Annotated in this window: 14 protein-coding genes; 10 read left to right on the top strand and 4 right to left on the bottom strand. The window is 62.7% G+C overall.

The window, feature by feature from the left end:
* Window positions 1-140 precede the first annotated feature (140 nt).
* The gene (locus ACTHNZ_RS20195; RefSeq protein ID WP_440544349.1) at window positions 141-935 is read right to left on the bottom strand and encodes a GntR family transcriptional regulator; all 795 of its coding nucleotides are present in this window, start codon (window positions 933-935) and stop codon (window positions 141-143) included.
* Between the two features lie 272 nt (window positions 936-1,207).
* Here ACTHNZ_RS20195 and ACTHNZ_RS20190 point away from each other — a divergent pair, with 272 nt between their 5' ends.
* The 8 genes from ACTHNZ_RS20190 (at window position 1,208) to ACTHNZ_RS20155 (ending at window position 10,134) form a co-directional block, all read left to right on the top strand.
* Complete coding sequence (locus tag ACTHNZ_RS20190) at window positions 1,208-1,831, top strand: cadmium resistance transporter (protein WP_440544348.1); 624 nt, start codon at window positions 1,208-1,210, stop codon at window positions 1,829-1,831.
* Between the two features lie 269 nt (window positions 1,832-2,100).
* Window positions 2,101-2,805, top strand: a complete 705-nt coding sequence (locus ACTHNZ_RS20185; protein WP_440544347.1) for a GntR family transcriptional regulator — start codon at window positions 2,101-2,103, stop codon at window positions 2,803-2,805.
* A gap of 110 nt (window positions 2,806-2,915) precedes the next feature.
* The gene (locus ACTHNZ_RS20180; protein ID WP_440544346.1) at window positions 2,916-4,364 is read left to right on the top strand and encodes an ABC transporter substrate-binding protein; all 1,449 of its coding nucleotides are present in this window, start codon (window positions 2,916-2,918) and stop codon (window positions 4,362-4,364) included.
* A gap of 1 nt (window position 4,365) precedes the next feature.
* Window positions 4,366-5,262 carry an ABC transporter permease gene (locus ACTHNZ_RS20175; RefSeq protein WP_440544345.1) on the top strand — a complete coding sequence of 299 codons (897 nt, stop codon included), beginning with the start codon at window positions 4,366-4,368 and terminating at the stop codon, window positions 5,260-5,262.
* Window positions 5,259-6,119 (top strand): ABC transporter ATP-binding protein, encoded by an 861-nt coding sequence (locus ACTHNZ_RS20170; protein WP_440544344.1) that lies wholly within the window; start codon window positions 5,259-5,261, stop codon window positions 6,117-6,119. The genes ACTHNZ_RS20175 and ACTHNZ_RS20170 overlap by 4 nt, the downstream gene beginning before the upstream one ends.
* A gap of 110 nt (window positions 6,120-6,229) precedes the next feature.
* Window positions 6,230-7,597, top strand: a complete 1,368-nt coding sequence (locus ACTHNZ_RS20165) for an arylsulfatase (protein WP_440544343.1) — start codon at window positions 6,230-6,232, stop codon at window positions 7,595-7,597.
* Window positions 7,598-7,631: 34 nt separating this feature from the next.
* Entirely contained in the window at window positions 7,632-8,582 is a 951-nt protein-coding gene (locus ACTHNZ_RS20160) for a formylglycine-generating enzyme family protein (protein ID WP_440544350.1), read from the top strand.
* A gap of 49 nt (window positions 8,583-8,631) precedes the next feature.
* Window positions 8,632-10,134: a SulP family inorganic anion transporter gene (locus ACTHNZ_RS20155; protein WP_440544342.1), complete on the top strand. Its 1,503-nt coding sequence runs from the start codon at window positions 8,632-8,634 to the stop codon at window positions 10,132-10,134.
* Window positions 10,135-10,228: 94 nt separating this feature from the next.
* Here the strand turns inward: ACTHNZ_RS20155 and ACTHNZ_RS20150 are convergent, their stop codons facing one another.
* The 3 genes from ACTHNZ_RS20150 to ACTHNZ_RS20140 form a co-directional block, all read right to left on the bottom strand.
* Window positions 10,229-10,792, bottom strand: a complete 564-nt coding sequence (locus ACTHNZ_RS20150) for a cytochrome b (RefSeq protein WP_440544341.1) — start codon at window positions 10,790-10,792, stop codon at window positions 10,229-10,231.
* A 212-nt stretch (window positions 10,793-11,004) separates the two neighbouring features.
* Window positions 11,005-12,348, bottom strand: a complete 1,344-nt coding sequence (locus ACTHNZ_RS20145; protein WP_440544340.1) for an aspartate aminotransferase family protein — start codon at window positions 12,346-12,348, stop codon at window positions 11,005-11,007.
* A gap of 51 nt (window positions 12,349-12,399) precedes the next feature.
* Complete coding sequence (locus ACTHNZ_RS20140) at window positions 12,400-13,845, bottom strand: aldehyde dehydrogenase family protein (protein ID WP_440544339.1); 1,446 nt, start codon at window positions 13,843-13,845, stop codon at window positions 12,400-12,402.
* A 513-nt stretch (window positions 13,846-14,358) separates the two neighbouring features.
* Here ACTHNZ_RS20140 and ACTHNZ_RS20135 point away from each other — a divergent pair.
* Window positions 14,359-15,720: a DUF1329 domain-containing protein gene (locus ACTHNZ_RS20135; protein WP_440544338.1), complete on the top strand. Its 1,362-nt coding sequence runs from the start codon at window positions 14,359-14,361 to the stop codon at window positions 15,718-15,720.
* Between the two features lie 62 nt (window positions 15,721-15,782).
* Window positions 15,783-17,171, top strand: a 1,389-nt coding sequence (locus tag ACTHNZ_RS20130) for a DUF1302 family protein (protein ID WP_440544337.1), incomplete at its 3' end; no start/stop codon positions are given.

Here is a 17,171-nt window from a genome sequence, read left to right as displayed (position 1 = left end):
CCATCGCGGCGAGGGCTCGTGCCCGCTGTACGCGCATTCATTGATTTTCTCGGCATCGAGCTGTCCGACATGACGGCGCGTTCCAATCGGAGCTTCGCGGAGCTCAGCCAGCGTGATCACGGATAGTTCGCGCTGAACGCTCAGGCCTTCTCCGTCTTCAACCGGCGTGAGCCCTGCGGGCCGGGCGATCGCTTGCGGTCCACCTTCAGCCGATATTGGAACGTCCCGCCCTTGAAGTACAGATACTCGAAGTCGATCGGCTGCTTGCCGGCGTCGTAGGTGAGGCGCTCGACACGCAGCAGCGGCGCGCCTTTCTTCGTCTGGAGCGCGAGCGCGATGGCAGCGTCCGCAGCCGTCGCGTCGATCGCGACGTCCGCACCGCCCAGCGTCACGCCGCAGTCGTTCTCGAGAACCAGGAAAATGTCTCTCGTGATGAGATCGGCTCGCTGAAGCTTCTTGCCGAGCGACTCGGGCACGAAGGTGACCTCGTACGATGTCGCCTTCCGGTTCAACAGCCGAATCCGGTGTATTTCGGCCACTGTCGTTCCTTCGTCGATCTTGAGCTTCGCGGCGACTTCAGCGCTCGCGCCTACGAACGCGAAGGACACGACGCGGTTGAAGATTTCGTGCCCTTCGCCCGACATCGCTTCTGCAAAACCCTGAAGCGACGTGATGTTCTGCGCGGCCTTCGGCTGCGACACGAACGAGCCCTTGCCGTGCACCTTGAAGATCAGCCCTTCCTTCTGTAGATCGCCGAGCGCCTGGCGAATGGTGATGCGGCTCACCTCGAACATCTGCTGCAGTTCGCTCTCGGAGGGCATGCGGCTGTGAGGCGGATACGTACCGTCGAGAATGCCGCCGCGCAGCTTTTCCTTGATCTGCTGATAGAGCGGAACCGGCGAGTCGAACTCGAATGGGGGGCGGCTATTTTGCATGGTCGGCGGGTCGGTCGGCAGGCCGGCGGGCATGAGCTTCCCCGTCGCATGGCTTTTAAGTCAAACGATTATACCGTCGAGCCCACGCCGCGGCACGGCGCGCCGCACGGTGTCGGCCGAAAAACCGAGTAGCGGGTGCGCGCGGACGTCCAGCATGGCATCGGATTTGCATGCTTGGTCACATCATGTCATGTCATATCGAGTAACGCACATTATGCGAAAGCCGCGCTCGCTCGCATTGCGGGATCGAAAAACCAAAATAGGAGTGCTCCTTGGACAGGCTGTCTACGTTTTTGATGGCGGCGACCGCCGCGTATGTGTCGACCAATGTCGATGGCTACGCGCTTTTGCTCGGTTTCTTCGGCAACGCGCGTTATCGCGCGGTCGAGGTCCTCGTCGGACAATTCGTCAGCGTTGCGGTCCAAGTTGCGCTGGCCGTCATCGTCATGCAGGTGGGATGGCGCCACGGTGCACCGTTCATCGGCCTTGTCGGCATCGTGCCGTTGGTCGTGGGATTGAAGCGGATTGCCGTGCTGCGCCGGGGCGGCGGCGCCCCGACGCCGGATGCAACGGACCGACGCTTCTCTGCTAACGGATGCGTAGGAAGGGTCGCGGCGGTGAGCATCGTCGCGACGTCCGGCGCAATCGACAACGTACTCGTCTATTCGAGCGTGCTAGCCGGGCACACGCTGAACGACGCCGGGTGGGTCGCGGCTGTCTTTGCGGTGCTGACGGTTGCCTTGTGCGCCGGTGCGTTCGCCACCGCTCGCTCGTGCCTGTCGGCAGGCCGGCTGCGGGCGGCGGCGGCGTGCGTCGCGCCGTTCATGACCACCGCCATTGGCCTCTCGCTGCTCGTCCGGTTTCAGACGCTGGCGTGGATCTATTCGCTCGCATGACGCATGCGAAGCGTGCACCAGCGGCAAACGGACGTGCACCGCGCGCCGCAGCCAAGTTCGCTCTTGGGGCACGCGGCAACGGAAAAACGCCGAAAAACCGGCGGTTTCAGCGGGGAAAACGTTGGCACAGGTCTTGCCTTTTATAAGCCAACTTGTAATGACGAGTTATATCTACCGAAATGCACATAGCCGACTTCACTTCGCCCGCGACGAGCGCGGATGCCGCCGACGCCGCACCGCGGAATCTCGATGGTCCTCGGCCACTGTACATGCAGATCGCGGACATCTTGCGCGACCGCATTTTGCAGGGCGCATACCGCCCGAATCAGCAAATGCCGTCCGAGAGCGAGTTGATGCGGGCGTTCGACGTAAGCCGCATCACCGCCCGCCAGGCGCTCGGCACGCTGCAGAACGAGGGACTGGTGTTTCGCATTCACGGGAAGGGAACCTATGTGTCACGGCCGCGGGCGTTTCAGGATCTCGGAAGCCTGCAAGGCTTCGGAACTTCGATGCGGCAGATGGGCTACGACACGCATTCGAAGGTGCTATCGCTGCGCAGCGTCGCGCCGCCGAAACACGTACGTGAGCGCATGGCCTGCGGCGAGCGTGTCGTCGAGCTGCGGCGCCTGCGCTTCCTGAACCGTGCGCCGATTTCGCTCGACGTTTCGTACCTTCCGTCCGAAATCGGCGGGCGCGTCGCGAAGGCAGATCTGGCGAACCGCGACGTGTTTTCCGTGCTCGAGAACGACTGCCAAATCATGCTCGGCCATGCCGATCTGCGAATGTGCTCGCTGCTCGCTACCGAGGAGTTGTGCAAGGTGCTCGGGGTGGAGGAGGGCGCGCCCATCCTGTTCATCGAGCGCGTGATTCATACGAGCGCCGGCGAACCGCTCGAGTACGAGGAATTGTATTACCGAGGAGACGCCTTCCAGTTCAGGGTCCGCGTCGAAAGACACGCAAGCGGCGCACGTTGAGAACTCCGGCTGGATCACACGCGAGCGCTGCTTCGGCGTTCAGGTTTTTACCGTCCGATATGGGTGAGGCAGCGCGCGATCCCGTGTCATTCAATCTTCAGGGTTACATCATGCGAATCAGGGATTTGGCGGGCCATGCATTACGCGGTGCTTCACTCCTAGCGATGGGCTTTGTGCTGGCAGGTGCCGCTGCCGGCGCCGCACGCGCCGAGACGATCGACATCGGCATCGGCACGCAGGACACGACGACGAATACGGTGACGGGCGGCGTCGTCATCAGGCAGCTCGGCTTGCTGAACAAATATCTGCCGCATACGGGAAAGTACCAAAACGTCACGTACAACGTGACTTGGCAGAATGCGACGTCCGGGCCGCCGATCACCAACGGCATGATCGCGGGAAAGCTGCAAATCGGCATGATGGGCGATTACCCGCTGCTCGTGAACGGCGCGACGGGTCACGCGACCGGCAACGACACCGAACTCGTCGCGGTGATCGCCTACAACGCGCTCGGCGGCGGCAACGGCGTAGTGGTGCCGAAGAATTCGCCTTATTACGACCTCGCCGATCTGAAGGGAAAGCGCGTATCGGTGCCGTTCGGCTCCGCGGCGCACGGCATGCTGCTCGCCGCGCTGCAAAGCCGCGGACTGCCGGAAGACTATTTCGAGCTGACCAACCAGTCTCCCGAAGTCGGCAGCACCAGCATTCAAGAAAACCGCATCGACGCCCACGCGGATTTCGTGCCGTTCGCTGAGCTGCTGCCTTTTCGCGGATACGCGCGCAAGGTGTTCGACGGTGTGGAAACAGGGCAACCGACGCTTCACGGCGTCGTGGTGCGCAAAGACTTCGGGCAGAAGTATCCGGAGATCGTGACCGCTTACATCAAAGCACTCATGGATGCGAACGATTGGGTGCGCCGGAATCCCCAGGAGGCTGCCGAGAAAATTCAGGCGTGGACGAGGGTGGACAAGGAGGTCGCCTATATCTTTCTGGGGCCGGGCGGCATCGATACGCTCGACCCGACCATCAAGCCTCGCTGGATCGCCGCGTTGAAAACGGATTACGCGGTGCTCAAAAAGCTCGATATGGTGAAGGATCTCGACATCGACAAATGGGTCGACGATTCGTTCGTGCGCGAAGCGTTCAAAGAGATGGGCCGCAGCTACGACACGCAGCTCGCGAGCTTTTCGAACTATCAGGTCGAAGGCAACGACATGCTGTGCAACGCGCCGATCGCCAATCCGTCGCAGGCCGGTCAGATCTGGGTGGACGGCGGCGGCATCGTTTCGTTCAGTTCGCCGGGCTGCACGCTCGCCGGCGTCAATCGATATCGCGCGCAGGGCAAGAAGCTCGACGCGGTTTATCTGATGGACAACAAGCTCGGCGTGAAGGTATTCGCGGACGACGCGTTCTACACGCTCGCGGGCGCCGACAAAACGAAGCCGGACATCGAGCCGTTCCTGCTCAAGCGCGATGCGCAAGCGAGCGCGAAACAGTCGCGCGCGACAGTGGTGAGCTATACGCAGGCGCTGAGCGTCGTCGCGGGCGGAGGACACTGACATGGAAGGGGCTTTCGATCTCGACATCGATCGCGGCGCTCCGGCATCGTCCGCGCCGCAGGAACAGGCACCGAAAACGCGCCGCCGGCTGAGGGCACCCGTGGCCGACAGTGCCCGGGCGCTCGGCACTAGGCTCGCGCTTGCCGGCGTATCGATCGGCGTACTGTTCCTCATCTGGTATCTCGGCACGCACTATCGGGTGCAATGGTATATCCGCTTTCAGAACGTGCCGACGCCGCTCGACGTGTTTCGCGAAGCGGTGCATATGGTCGGTTCGCATACGTTCGCGGCGAACGTCGGCAATAGTCTGCGGCGCATTTTTGCGGGCTTTTTCGTCGCACTGGTGTTGGGTGTCGGGCTCGGCCTCGTGATCGGGCGCTACCGCGTCGCGAGCCAACTCCTGATGCCGGCGATCGAGGTGCTGCGGCCGATCCCCGCGATCGCGTGGGTGCCGCTATCGATCATGCTGTGGCCGACGACCGAATCGTCGATCGTGTTCATCACGTTCATCGGCGCGTTCTATCCGATCCTGCTCAATACCGTCGATGGCGTCGAATCGCTCGACGGGGTGCTGCTTCGCGCGGGCCGCTGTCTCGGCGCGAGCGAGGCGCAGCTGTTCCGACACGTGATCCTTCCGGGCGTGCTGCCGAACATCTTCACGGGGCTCGCCGTGGGCATGGGCGTCGCGTGGGTGTCGCTGATAGCGGCCGAGATGATCTCCGGACAGTACGGCGTCGGCTACTACACGTGGGAAGCGTATTCGCTCGTGAATTATCCGGCCATCGTGCTCGGCATGATCACGATCGGTGCGCTCGGCCTGCTGTGCGGCGGCGCGATTCGTCTGGTCGGTCAATGGTCGATGCCGTGGCTCGCCTACGTCAACGGAGCGCGCAAATGAACAATACGAGTAAAGGTCGCGTCGATTGCCGCAACATCGGCATCGTCTTCGGGGCAGGCGACGCACGGACGGAAGCGGTGAAAGACGTGTCGATCACCGTCGCGCCGCACGAATTCGTCTCGCTGATCGGGCCGTCGGGGTGCGGTAAGTCCTCGCTGCTCAGCATCGTGGCGGGCTTCACGAAGCCGACGAGCGGCACGGCCACGCTGGACGGTGCACCGATCAAGAAGCCCGGCGCCGAACGCGGCGTCGTGTTTCAGCAGTATTCGCTGTTCCCCTGGCTGCGCGTGCGCGAGAACGTCGAGTTCGGCCAGAAGATGGCGGGTGTGTCGCGCGCGAAGCGGGAAAGCACCGCGCGCACGCTGCTCGGGCTCGCGGGGTTGCTCGCATTCGAGAACCACTACCCGGATCAACTGTCGGGCGGCATGAAGCAGCGCATCGGCATCGTACGAGCGCTCGCGGCCAATCCGCAAGTGTTGCTGATGGACGAGCCGTTCGGCGCGCTCGACACGCAAACGCGCACGGTCATGCAGGAAATCCTGACGAACATGTGGCAGCGGTTTCGGTTGTCCGTGCTGTTCATCACGCACGACATCGAGGAAGCGGTGTTTCTTTCCGACCGCATCTACGTGATGACGGCGCGGCCCGGTCGTATCAAGGCGGAGATCCGGGTGCCGTTGCCGCGCCCGCGCACGCCGGCCATGTTCGACGCGCCCGAGTTCGTCGAGCTGGTCCACCGTCTGAAGAGCCTGATTCGCGAGGAGTCGCTCGCCGCGATGGGGCCGGAACTCGCGTCCGGAGGCGTCGACGGGTTCAGCATGGAAATGGGCCCGAACGGCGTCGAAGAAATGCTTTGACTCGGTAATGGCCACGGTAACGGCCACGGCATGAATGGCGCGCCCATTCATCGATCAATATCCCTAACCGGGAGCGGGGGATAACGCTCCCGATTCGATGGAGTTTTGCAATGAGCAAGAAACCGAACATCCTGTTCTTCCATGTCGACAACCTGGGCATGGGCGAACTTGGCTGCTACGGCGGCGGCAAGCTGCGCGGCGCGGATACGAAGCGCATCGACGCATTCTGCAAGGAAGGCATGAAGCTCACGCACTATGTGGTCGAGCCGCAGTGCACGCCGACGCGCTCGGCGCTGATGACGGGCCGGTACCCGATCCGTTCCGGCAATCACACGATCGCACTCGGCGGCAACAGCGGCGGTCTCGTGACCTGGGAGACGACGATCGCTGAACTGCTCGAAAAAGGCGGCTACCGCTCATCGTGCCTCGGCAAGTGGCACATCGGCGCGGAGGACGGACGCTTCCCGACCGATCACGGTTTCGACGAATGGTACGGTCCGCTGCGAACCTACGACGAATGCATGTGGCTCGAAGACCCGCATTACGTGCCCGAGCGCGACGGCTATTCCTATATGCACGAAGGTTTCAAGGGCAAGGGAACGAAACCGCTGCTCGACGAGCAGCTCACGATGGAAACGAAGAAGACCTGCGACCTCGAATACCAGAAGCGCGGCATCGACTTCATGCAGCGCTGCGTGAAGAACGACGAGCCGTTCTTCCTGTACTTCAATCACTCGCTGATGCACTTCCCGATGTCGCCGCGCGACGAATTCGTCGGCAAGAGCACGAACGGCGAGTGGGGCGACTGCCTGCTGATGCTCGATCACGATTTCGGCGTGCTGCTCGACGAGCTGGATCGCCTAGGCGTGGCCGACGAAACCATCGTGATCCTCTGCGGCGACAACGGCGCCGAGGACCACCTCGCGGGACGCGGCACCGGCGGCTTTTTCGATGGCTCGTACTTCAGCTCGGCCGAGGGCGGGATTCGCACCCCGCTGCTTGCGCGCTGGCCGGGCCGTATTCCTGCCGGCATCGAAAGCAACGAGATGGTGCACGTCACCGATATGTTCACGACGCTGCTCAATTTCGCGGGTGCCGAGCCGCCGAAGGATCGCTTGATCGACGGCAAGGACCAGACGAAGTTCTTCCTCGGGGAACAGCCGACGTCGAACCGCGAATCATGCATGGTTTGGCTGAAGGACGAACTGCATGCGGTGAAGTGGAAGGACTTCAAGATCAACTTCAAGCGTCAGCAGCATTTCCACGACCCCGAATTGCCGCTCGGTTTCGCGCGGATCACGCATCTGCAGGAGGACCCGAAGGAGCGCGAGGCGGTGAACCAACGCTACGTGCGGTGGTGGGTGATGCAGCATGCGCATCGCGTCGTGCGGGAGTTCGAGGATAGCGTGAAGCAGGAGGAACTGATTCCGCCGGGATCGGCGCTCGACTTCGTGCCGAAGTCGGTCTTGAACGCATAACGTGATGAGCGCGCCGGTGACGGACGCACGACCCGTGAAGCGTGCATGCTGCTGTTCTTCCGCACAAGCGGCGGCGCAGTCCCCATCGATTTCGGCTGCCTGTACCGACCGTATGGTTAGAATCTCGGGCGGCGATTTTACGATGGGCTCCGATCGCTTCTATCGGGAGGAGCGTCCGGCCCGGCGCGCAACGGCGCCGGCTTTCTGGATCGACGTACATCCGGTGACCAACGCGCAGTTCGCGGCGTTCATCGACGCGACCGGCTATCTGACGACAGCCGAGCGGCAGCCCGATCCCGCGCTCTACCCTGACGCCGATCCCGCGCTGCTGTGTCCGGCGTCGCTGGTGTTCGTGCAGCCGGCGGAACGCGTCGAACGGCGCGACTACAGGCAATGGTGGGCCTATGTGCCGGGTGCGAACTGGCGGCACCCACAAGGACCGGAAAGCGATCTGGAAGGACTCGCCGATCATCCGGTCGTGCACGTGTCGTTCGCGGATGCGAGCGCATACGCGGCGTGGGCCGGCAAGGCGCTGCCGACCGAGATCGAATGGGAGTACGCGGCGCGCGGCGGGCTCGACGGTGCGGCCTATCCGTGGGGCGACGAGTTCGCGCCCGGTGGCCAGCAGATGGCGAATACGTGGCAGGGCGAGTTTCCATGGCAGAACACGGCGCTCGACGGTTATGAACGCACGTCGCCGGTCAAGGCCTATCCGGCAAACGGCTACGGTTTGTATGACGTTGCGGGCAACGTGTGGGAGTGGACCGCCACGCGCTACAGCGAAGCGCCGGGCGTCGGCGAGGCGAAGTCGTGCTGCATTCCGTCGTCGCGACTCGACGATCCGAACGTGCGCCACGCGGTGAAAGGCGGCTCGCACCTGTGCGCGCCGAGCTATTGCCTGCGCTACCGGCCGGCCGCGCGCCAAGGCCAGACGCTGGACACGTCGACGAGCCACATTGGCTTCCGATGCGTCGTACGTGCGTGATGCGTGCGCCCGCGCGGCATTTGACGAAGGAAAAAAATTGGATAAGGTCATGAAAATTTCCGCGAACACGATCGATATACCGCGCGCCAGGCAGCGCATCGCACTGCCTGCATCGCGCGCCGAATGGCTGCGCGAAGTGCTTGCAGGCGTCGTCACGAGCCTCGCGCTGATTCCCGAGGTCATTTCGTTCTCGTTCATCTCGGGTGTCGAGCCGCGTTCCGCGTTGTTCGCGTCGGTCGTGCTGCTCGTCGTGATGTCGCTGTTCGGCGGGCGTTCCGCGATGGTGACCGCGGCGGCCGGCTCCGTGGCGCTCGTGGTCGGACCGATGGTCCATGCCCACGGCGCCGGCTACATCCTGCCCGCCGTGCTGCTCGGCGGGCTGATTCAGGTGGCGTTCGGCTTGCTCGGCCTCGCGCGCATCGTGCGTTTCATTCCGCGCTCGGTGATGCTCGGCTTCGTCAATGCGCTCGGTATCCTGATCTTTCGCGCGCAGCTACCGCATGTGGTGGACCAGTCGCCCGCCGTCTATGCATTGTTCGCGGTCACGCTTGCAATCGTGCTGGGCGCGCCGCGCCTGACGCGGGCCATCCCTTCTCCGCTGATCGCGATCGCCGTCACGACGGGCCTCGCGCTCGCGCTGCACTGGAGCGTGCCGACCGTCGGCGCGGGGCAGGCGGTGCGCACCGAGCTGCCGGGTATCACCGCGTGGACCGTTCCGTTCGACCTCGGCACGCTGAAAATCATATGGCAGACGGCGGTCAGCATAGCGTTCGTCGGCCTGCTCGAGACGCTTTTGACCGCGAAGCTGGTTGATGAAATGACGCAGACGCGTTCGAACAAGACGCGCGAATCCTGGGCGCTCGGGCTTGCCAATCTGTGCGGGGGCACGTTCGGCGGAATCGCGGGCTGTGCGATGATCGGCCAGACGGTGGTGAACGTGGGCATCGGTGGCGCGCGCACGCGGGTCTCGACGCTCGCCGCAGCGCTTACGCTGCTCGCGCTGATCACAGGACTGAGTCCCGTCATGGCGCACATTCCCATGGTTGCGCTCGCCGCGGTGATGATGGTCGTGGCGGTCAAGACGGTGGACTGGCACAGTCTGCGGCCGGCTACCCTCGTGCGCATGCCGCTGATGGAAACGTCGGTGATGCTCGTATCCGTCGCGTTGACTGTCTATACGGGCAATCTCGCGCTCGGCGTGGCGGGCGGCGTGCTGCTTGCGACGATGCTGTTCGCGCGCCGCGTGGCGCACGTGATCCGCACCACGCGTAGCCTGTCCGCCGACGGGCAGAGCGTGCACTACGAAGTGCATGGTCCGCTGTTCTTCGGCAGCAGCAACGATCTCGTCGATCGCTTCGAGTACGCGGCCGATCCCGGCGCGGTAGTCATCGATTTTTCGAAGTCGCAGATATGGGACGCGTCGACGGTCGCCGCGCTCGATTCGATCGAGCTGAAGTATCATCAACGCGGCACCGTTGTGCGCTTTGCAGGGCTCGACGAGCGCAGCCGCGCCTTTCACGCGCGGCTCAGCGGCAAGCTCAACGTCGGCTGATCGGGCGAGCACGGGTTCGGGTTCGGGAAGACGCGTTCTTCCGCCGTTCGACTCACGGCACCGTTCGCCATCGCATCGCAGGTGCCGATCTTGGCTATAAGATCCGCCGCAACACGTCGTTGTCGCGATCCCTGTCCAAGAAGCGATGCTTCAACGCTCCGAGGATATGAAAGACGACGAGCGCCAGCAACGTATAGGCCAACGTTCTATGCAGCCACTGGAACACCTTGAACCAGTTATCGTTCTTGGGCAACACTTCCGGCAGGTGCATGAAGAAAAACGGCACGCCGTCGCTTTGAGTGAAGGTGCTCGACATCGAGTAGCCCATCAACGGCACTACGATGGCCAAGGCGTAGAGCAGGTAGTGGGTCGCCTTGGCGCATTTCTTCTCCCAGTTCGCGAGCCCCGCCGGCGCGGGCGGCAGCGTCTTACGGGAGCGGATCGCGAGTTGAACGAGAACGAGCAGGAGAGTCAGAATCCCGAACTGCTTGTGGGTCGGGTAGTACCAGTCGAATTTGGCGGGAAGGTCATCGCTGAGTCGCACCATGGTCCAACCCATCCAAAGCTGCCCGAAGATCAGCATGGCTCTTGCCCAGTGGAGAAGTCGAACGACGAGCGGGTACTTCTCTCCCGCATCATGCGCGATTTGGATTTCCATCTTGGTGCCTCATTCTCAACGATCTAGACGAACTCTCGAAACCCATGGTCCTCGCCTCTCAGCCCTGCCTGACGATAGGCGGCGCTGAGAAGACGAGAACCGGGCGAAGAATCCGCGTGCGGACGGGCGAGTGTGCGAGTACGAAAGTGTGCTGCAGGCAGCACACGAACGCTCGCCCGGCCGTTCGTGTGTACCTAGCGCAAAAACACCTGTCAACAGCATTCCTGCAGCGCGTCGCGCAACGCCCGCGCCATCGTGTCGGCCTCCTCCAACTTCAGCGTTAGCGGCGGGGACATCACCACTTTGTTGGCGATGGCTCGCACGAGGACGCCGCGCCTACGGGCTGCATCGGCCACCCGCGCCGCGAACCCTTCCATGGGGTCGAGCGGCGTTCGGCTCGCTTTGTCCGTCACCAGGTCGAGTGCCAACATCAGGCCTTTTCCGCGCACGTCGCCCACCGTCTCGAATTGCTGCTTCAGCGGAAGCAACTGCTCGAGCAGGTGCCGGCCGACACGTCCCGCATTGCCGGGCAAATCCTCCGCTTCGACGATGTCGAGCACGGCGAGCGACGCCGCACAGGCGAGGGGGTGGCCGCTGTAGGTATAGCCGTGCATCACCATGTGCGAGAAGCCGCTGCCATGCTCGATGGCTTGCGCGATGCGCCGGTTGTACATCGTCGCGCCGAGCGGCACATAGCCCGCGGAGATCCCTTTGGCCAAGCAAAGGATGTCGGGTGCCACCCCCCAACCGCGGCTACCGAGCATGCAGCCGGTGCGGCCGAAACCGGTGACCACTTCGTCGGCGATCAGCAAGATGCCGTTTCGGTCGCATACTTCCCGGACGCGGCGCCAATAGGTGGCCGGCGGTACGATGAGTCCGCCCGCGCCCTGCACCGGCTCCGCGATGAACGCCGCGATGGTTTGCGGGCCATGGAATGCGATCGTGTCCTCCAACTGTCGGATGCAATGCGTGACGAGTTCCTGGGCATCCTCGCAGCCCCAAGGGTTGCGGTAGAGCCAAGGCGTATCGAGCAGCACGCAACCGGGCAAGAGCGGGCCGTGGTTATAGTGATAGACGCCGTTGCCGCCGACCGACGTCCCGCCCATATGCACGCCGTGATAACCGTTGCGTAGCGAAAGGAACTTCGTCCGCGAGGGCTCGCCCGCGGCGACCCAATATTGACGCGCCATCTTCAGCGCGGTTTCGCAAGCGTCGGAACCGCCGCTGCCGAACATCACGCGCTGCATGTCTTCTTGCTCGAACATCGCGCAGAGCCGATCGGCGAGATCGTAGACGAGCGGATGCGCTACGCCGTCGAATGTCTGGTAATAAGAAAGTTCATCCATCTGGCGCGCGATGGCGGCTTTCACTTCCGGCCTGTTGTGGCCGACGTTGACGTTCCACAATCCGCCGACACCGTCGAGCATGCGGTGGCCTTCGACGTCGACGACGTAATTTCCGTCCCCTTGCGCAATGATGACGGTCGGGGTGGAGTGGCCGGCGGCGGCCGAGCTCATCGGGTGCCAGAAACGTTTTTGACGCTGTTGATAGTTCATGGTGTATCGCTCACGAAGTTCTTGGAAGGCGCTGCAGATGAACAATGCCCGTTACAGTGCCGCGGTGATCACTTTTTCCTCGAGATAGGACTCGAGCGCGGCTCGAGACAGATCGCGTCCGATGCCGCTGTGCTTGATGCCGCCCCAAGGCAGGCGCGCATCGAGCGGGCTCCAGCAGTTGATCGCCACGGCGCCCACGTCGAGACGATCGGCCACGCGGTGGGCGGTAGCGAGGTCTCGCGTCCACAACGAGGCGGACAAGCCATACAGCGTGTCATTGGCGATGCGGATTGCCTCGTCCTCGCTATCGAACGGCATGACCATGCCGACGGGCCCGAACACCTCCTCGCTGGCGATCCGCATGCGCGGATGCACCCCGCCGAGCACCGTCGGCCTCATGAAGTAGCCGTGCTCGGGCACCGCTTCGTTGCCCGCAAGGCGGATCGCGCCTTCGGCGATGGCGCCGTCGACGTGCGCACGCACGCGCGCAAGATGACGTTGATTGATCAGCGCGCCCATTTGCGACGACGGGTCCGACGGCGGGCCGACACGCATGCCGCGGGCCGCATCGGCGAGCCGCGTTTCCACGGCTTGCGCGAACGAGCGATGCACGAGCACTCGCGATCCTGCCGCGCAGGTCTGCCCTTGATTGACGAACATACCGAGCACCAGCGCGGGGATGACCTGCTCGAGATCGGCATCGGCGAAGACGATCTGTGCCGCCTTGCCGCCGAGTTCGAGCGTCACGCGCTTGAAGGTCTTCGCGGCTTCGCATGCGATCGAGCGCCCGACGTCGGTGCTGCCGGTGAAACTGATCTTGCTGACCAAAGGATGCGCGATTAGTGCCGGGCCCACTTCCGAACCCACGCCATGGACGATGTTGACTACGCCATCCGGAATGCCGGCTTCACGGGCCAGCTCGCCAAGTCGTGCCACCGCCACCGGAGCATCCTCCGAGGGTTTGACGACGACGGTGCAGCCGGCGGCCAGCGCGGGTGCCAGTTTCCATACCGCAATCATGAGCGGTGCGTTCCAAGGGATGATCTGCGCGGCCACGCCCACGGGCATGCGCTTCGTGTAGTTCAGCGTGGTGCGGCCCATGAACCCGTCGGTGGGAATCGTGCGGCCCTCTAGCTTGTCCGCCCACCCCGCGAAGTAGCGGAGCACGTCGACGCTCATCGGCACGTCCATCATCCGCATCTCGATCGGCGGCCGGCCTTGCTCTTGTGCGAGCAGGCTCTGCAACGTGTCGCTGTCTCGCTCGATCAGATCGGCTAGGCGATGTAGCCAGCGCGAGCGCGCTGCGCCGCCCGCGTTCGCCCAGGCACCTTCGCGCAGCGCGGCGTGGGCCGCCTTCACGGCTCGATCGACGTCCTCGTGACTCGATGCCGGCACGCGCGCCAAGGGTTTGCCTGTGGCAGGTGCGAGCTTGTCGAAAAAGCGGGCGGACACCGGCTTGCAGAGCCGGCCGCCGATTAGATTTTCGAGTTCCATCATTGCGTTCTTGATCCTCAAGGTGGGTATCGGGTCGGCGCGCACGCCTCGTACGGGCGGTGGCGATCGGTCAAGGGCGCAGCCTCGTCTTCGGATCTACTTTATGTCCGCGATGCGCCCCGGCTTGTCCGCTTTTGGCAATCGGTGCATGGGCATTCGAATAGGGGATACCCGAGGCATGCTCGTGTTTCCGATCCCAGTGTCGGCATTCGTTGCCCGCGCCCGACCCGAACCGCCGCCGGCCGGGAACTTCTCTCATCGCCGGTGCTCCGCCGATTGACCGTCCTCGTTGAGCATCTCGCGCCGTATTTTCGTTAGTTCCGAAATAGGGGATTAGAGAAAGTACGTAGCGCTAACGAAGCGCAAAACGTGTTGACGAATCTTTTATTCTGGGAATAATGTGCGTAACGCATCAGGGCAGGGCTGCGCCCGCCGCACTCGATCCCGATGCCTGTAGACAAGTGGCGATCGCTTCCATCCGATCGCCGGCACGTTCATGGTGACGGGAGATCTCTCATGCAGTTGCAACTGAAGGCCGGCCTCGCGGTCGCATGTTCCCTTGCGATTACGATGGCCTGGGCGCAATCGTCAGGAATCCTGACGATCAGCGGTGCGGAAAAGGCAGGAAGCTCGGATGGTCGTATCCCGGCATATTCGGGTGCGCAGCCCACACCGGCGGGTTGGTCGCCGGGCAAAGTGAGGGGCGACTATTCGCCGTACAAATCCGAGAAGCCGCTGTTTTCCATCACAGCGGCGAACGTCGACAAGTACGCGGCGAATCTGACGCCCGGCCAACTCGCGATGTTCAAGCAGATCAAGAACTATCGGATGGATGTCTATCCCACGCATCGCGACTGCGGTTATCCCGAGTGGATTCAGGAAAACATCAAAAAGAACGCCGGCACCGCGAAGCTGGACGCAAGCGGGAACCATCTCGTGAGCGCAACGCTCCCGGGGCTTCCGTTCCCGGCGGCGAAGACGGGGCAGGAAGCGATTTGGAATTATCTTTCGCGCTATCGCGGCGTAGGCATCAAGTGGGCCAAGGTCAATACGATGGTTTCTCCGCGGCCGGGCAGTTCCGAATGGATCGGCGTGACGGGTCACCAATTGGTGTACACGCCGTGGGGCAAGAAGGGCGCCAACGCGCTAGGCGCGGACGAAGGGTTGTATTCGATCTACGTCGGCTATGAAACACCGGCGGCGCTGGCTGGCCAGGCGCTCGTGCAGACGGACAATTTTTCGAGCGACGACAGCCCCGTCTTCTACTACTTTCCGGGGCAACGGCGAGTGCGCCGGATGCCGTCGTACAACTACGATGCACCCCAGATCGGCTTCGAAAGCCAGTACACCGTGGATGAGCCGTGGCTCTTCAACGGCAGCATCGATCGCTTCGATTGGAAGATCGCAGGGAAGAAGGAAATCTACGTCCCGTACAACGATTTCGCGATGTACGACTTCAACAAGAGCATCGGCGACGTCTTCAAGCCCGATCAGATCGACCCGTCGGCGCGCCGCTACGAGTTGCATCGGGTCTACGTAGTGGAGGCGACGCTCAAGCCGAACATGCGGCACATCTCTCAGAAGAAGGTTCTCTACCTCGACGAAGACACGTATCTGGCGCTCGCGGGCGAAGACTACGACGCGCAAGGCAAGCTCTGGAAGACGAAGGAAAGCTATCCCATTCCGATTTGGGAGCTGGGCGGAACCTGCGACGTCGAACCCTTCTCGCAATACAACTTCTCCACCAGCCGTTACGTGACCGATCAAAACATCGTGGGCGATGGACAGGACGTTCAATATTTCGAGTCCTCCAGCGCACCCACGTTCCGACCGGACTACTACACGCCTGAGAATCTCAGCGCCATTAGCGAACGCTGATACGCGGTGACCGCCCGCCGATCGGCGACGATCGCCGGGCCGCGACGACTAGAGGACATTCCATGAAAACAAAAGCGGTTCGCGCATCGGTATTCGCTGCGCTGATGGGGCTGGGCATGGGCGCGGTTTCGGCCAATTCGTATGGCTACGATTTTACGACCGGACTCGGTGATTTGCATGGCTCGTGGGTCTCGAACCTAACGGCAGGCGCGGGCATACGCACGAAGAGCCCCAGTTGTTCGCTCACGGGCGACCCGAACTCGTACGGCTGCGGCGCCGCGGCGAACGTCAATCAATGGGGCTCCAGCGACGACGGCGATCTCAATTATAAAAAGGGGCAGCCCTTCAGTTCTTACCTCAGTGCAACGAGCGAATTGCTGCTGACGATGCCGAGCGAAGGCTACAAATTCATGATACGCGGCACCGCGATGTACGACTTCTTGGTCGGCGACACCGCGAGAACGCCGCTTTCGAGCAGTGCGCTGGCGCAAGTGAAATACCCTGTGCAGTTGCTCGATCTATGGGCGGAAAAGGACTTCTCGCTAAACGGGCGCGAGGCCCATGTGCGTCTTGGCAATCAGGTCCTCAACTGGGGCGAAAGCTATTTCGCCTCCGGCGGGATCAACCAGACGAACTCCGTCGACATTCAAAAGCTTCTCATCCCCGGGACGCAACTGAAGCAGGCGCTGCTGCCGGCACCGATGCTGAGCTTTGCCGCGGGTCTGACGCATGGATTCAGCACCGAAGCCTACTATCAGTTCCAATGGAACGGGAATCGGTACCCGCCCGTCGGCACGTACTGGTCCGTTGGAAACAGCTTTGGGCGCGGTGCCGTTGCGGGGACAGGCAGCACCACCAACGCGAACGCGAACGGCGTCGACGCGGGGACCATCGCCGGCTCCAACAGCGGCAATGCCGCCACGCTGTCGAGCATCAATACGGGGTTGCTCAATGGTCAGTATGCCGGCCCGCCGTACAACTCGATCGGCATTTTGGTCAACACCGTCCTTCCGCAGAAATACAAGCCGCAATTCGGCATCAAGTTCAACTACAGGCCGAAAGCGGTCGACGTCAACTTGGGCTTCTACTACGAGAACTATACGGACAAATCGCCGGTTCTCTCGAGCCTCGCCAACGGCACCGGACAGTTTTCGTATCTCGAGAACCGGCAGCTGTTCGGCGTCAGCGCGAACTTCGGGCTCGGCGATTGGGCGATCGGCACCGAGCTTTCATACCGTCCGCACGATGCCGTTGCACTGTCGGGCTGCTTCGGGCCGAACGGGCCGCTCGATCTGAATACGAACGGCGTGTCCGGCATCAATTGCCAGCAGTGGATGGACATGAAGAAGTTTCAGTACGACATCAACGGGCAGCTCAGTCTGACTCAGAGCGAGTACCCCTTCCTGAAGCTGATTCACGCGGACCAAGCGGTGTTGACGGCGGAACTGACC

The organism is Trinickia sp. (genome assembly GCF_051953955.1).
Taxonomy (GTDB): Bacteria; Pseudomonadota; Gammaproteobacteria; order Burkholderiales; family Burkholderiaceae; genus Trinickia.
This window is presented reverse-complemented; position numbering and strand designations above follow the sequence as displayed.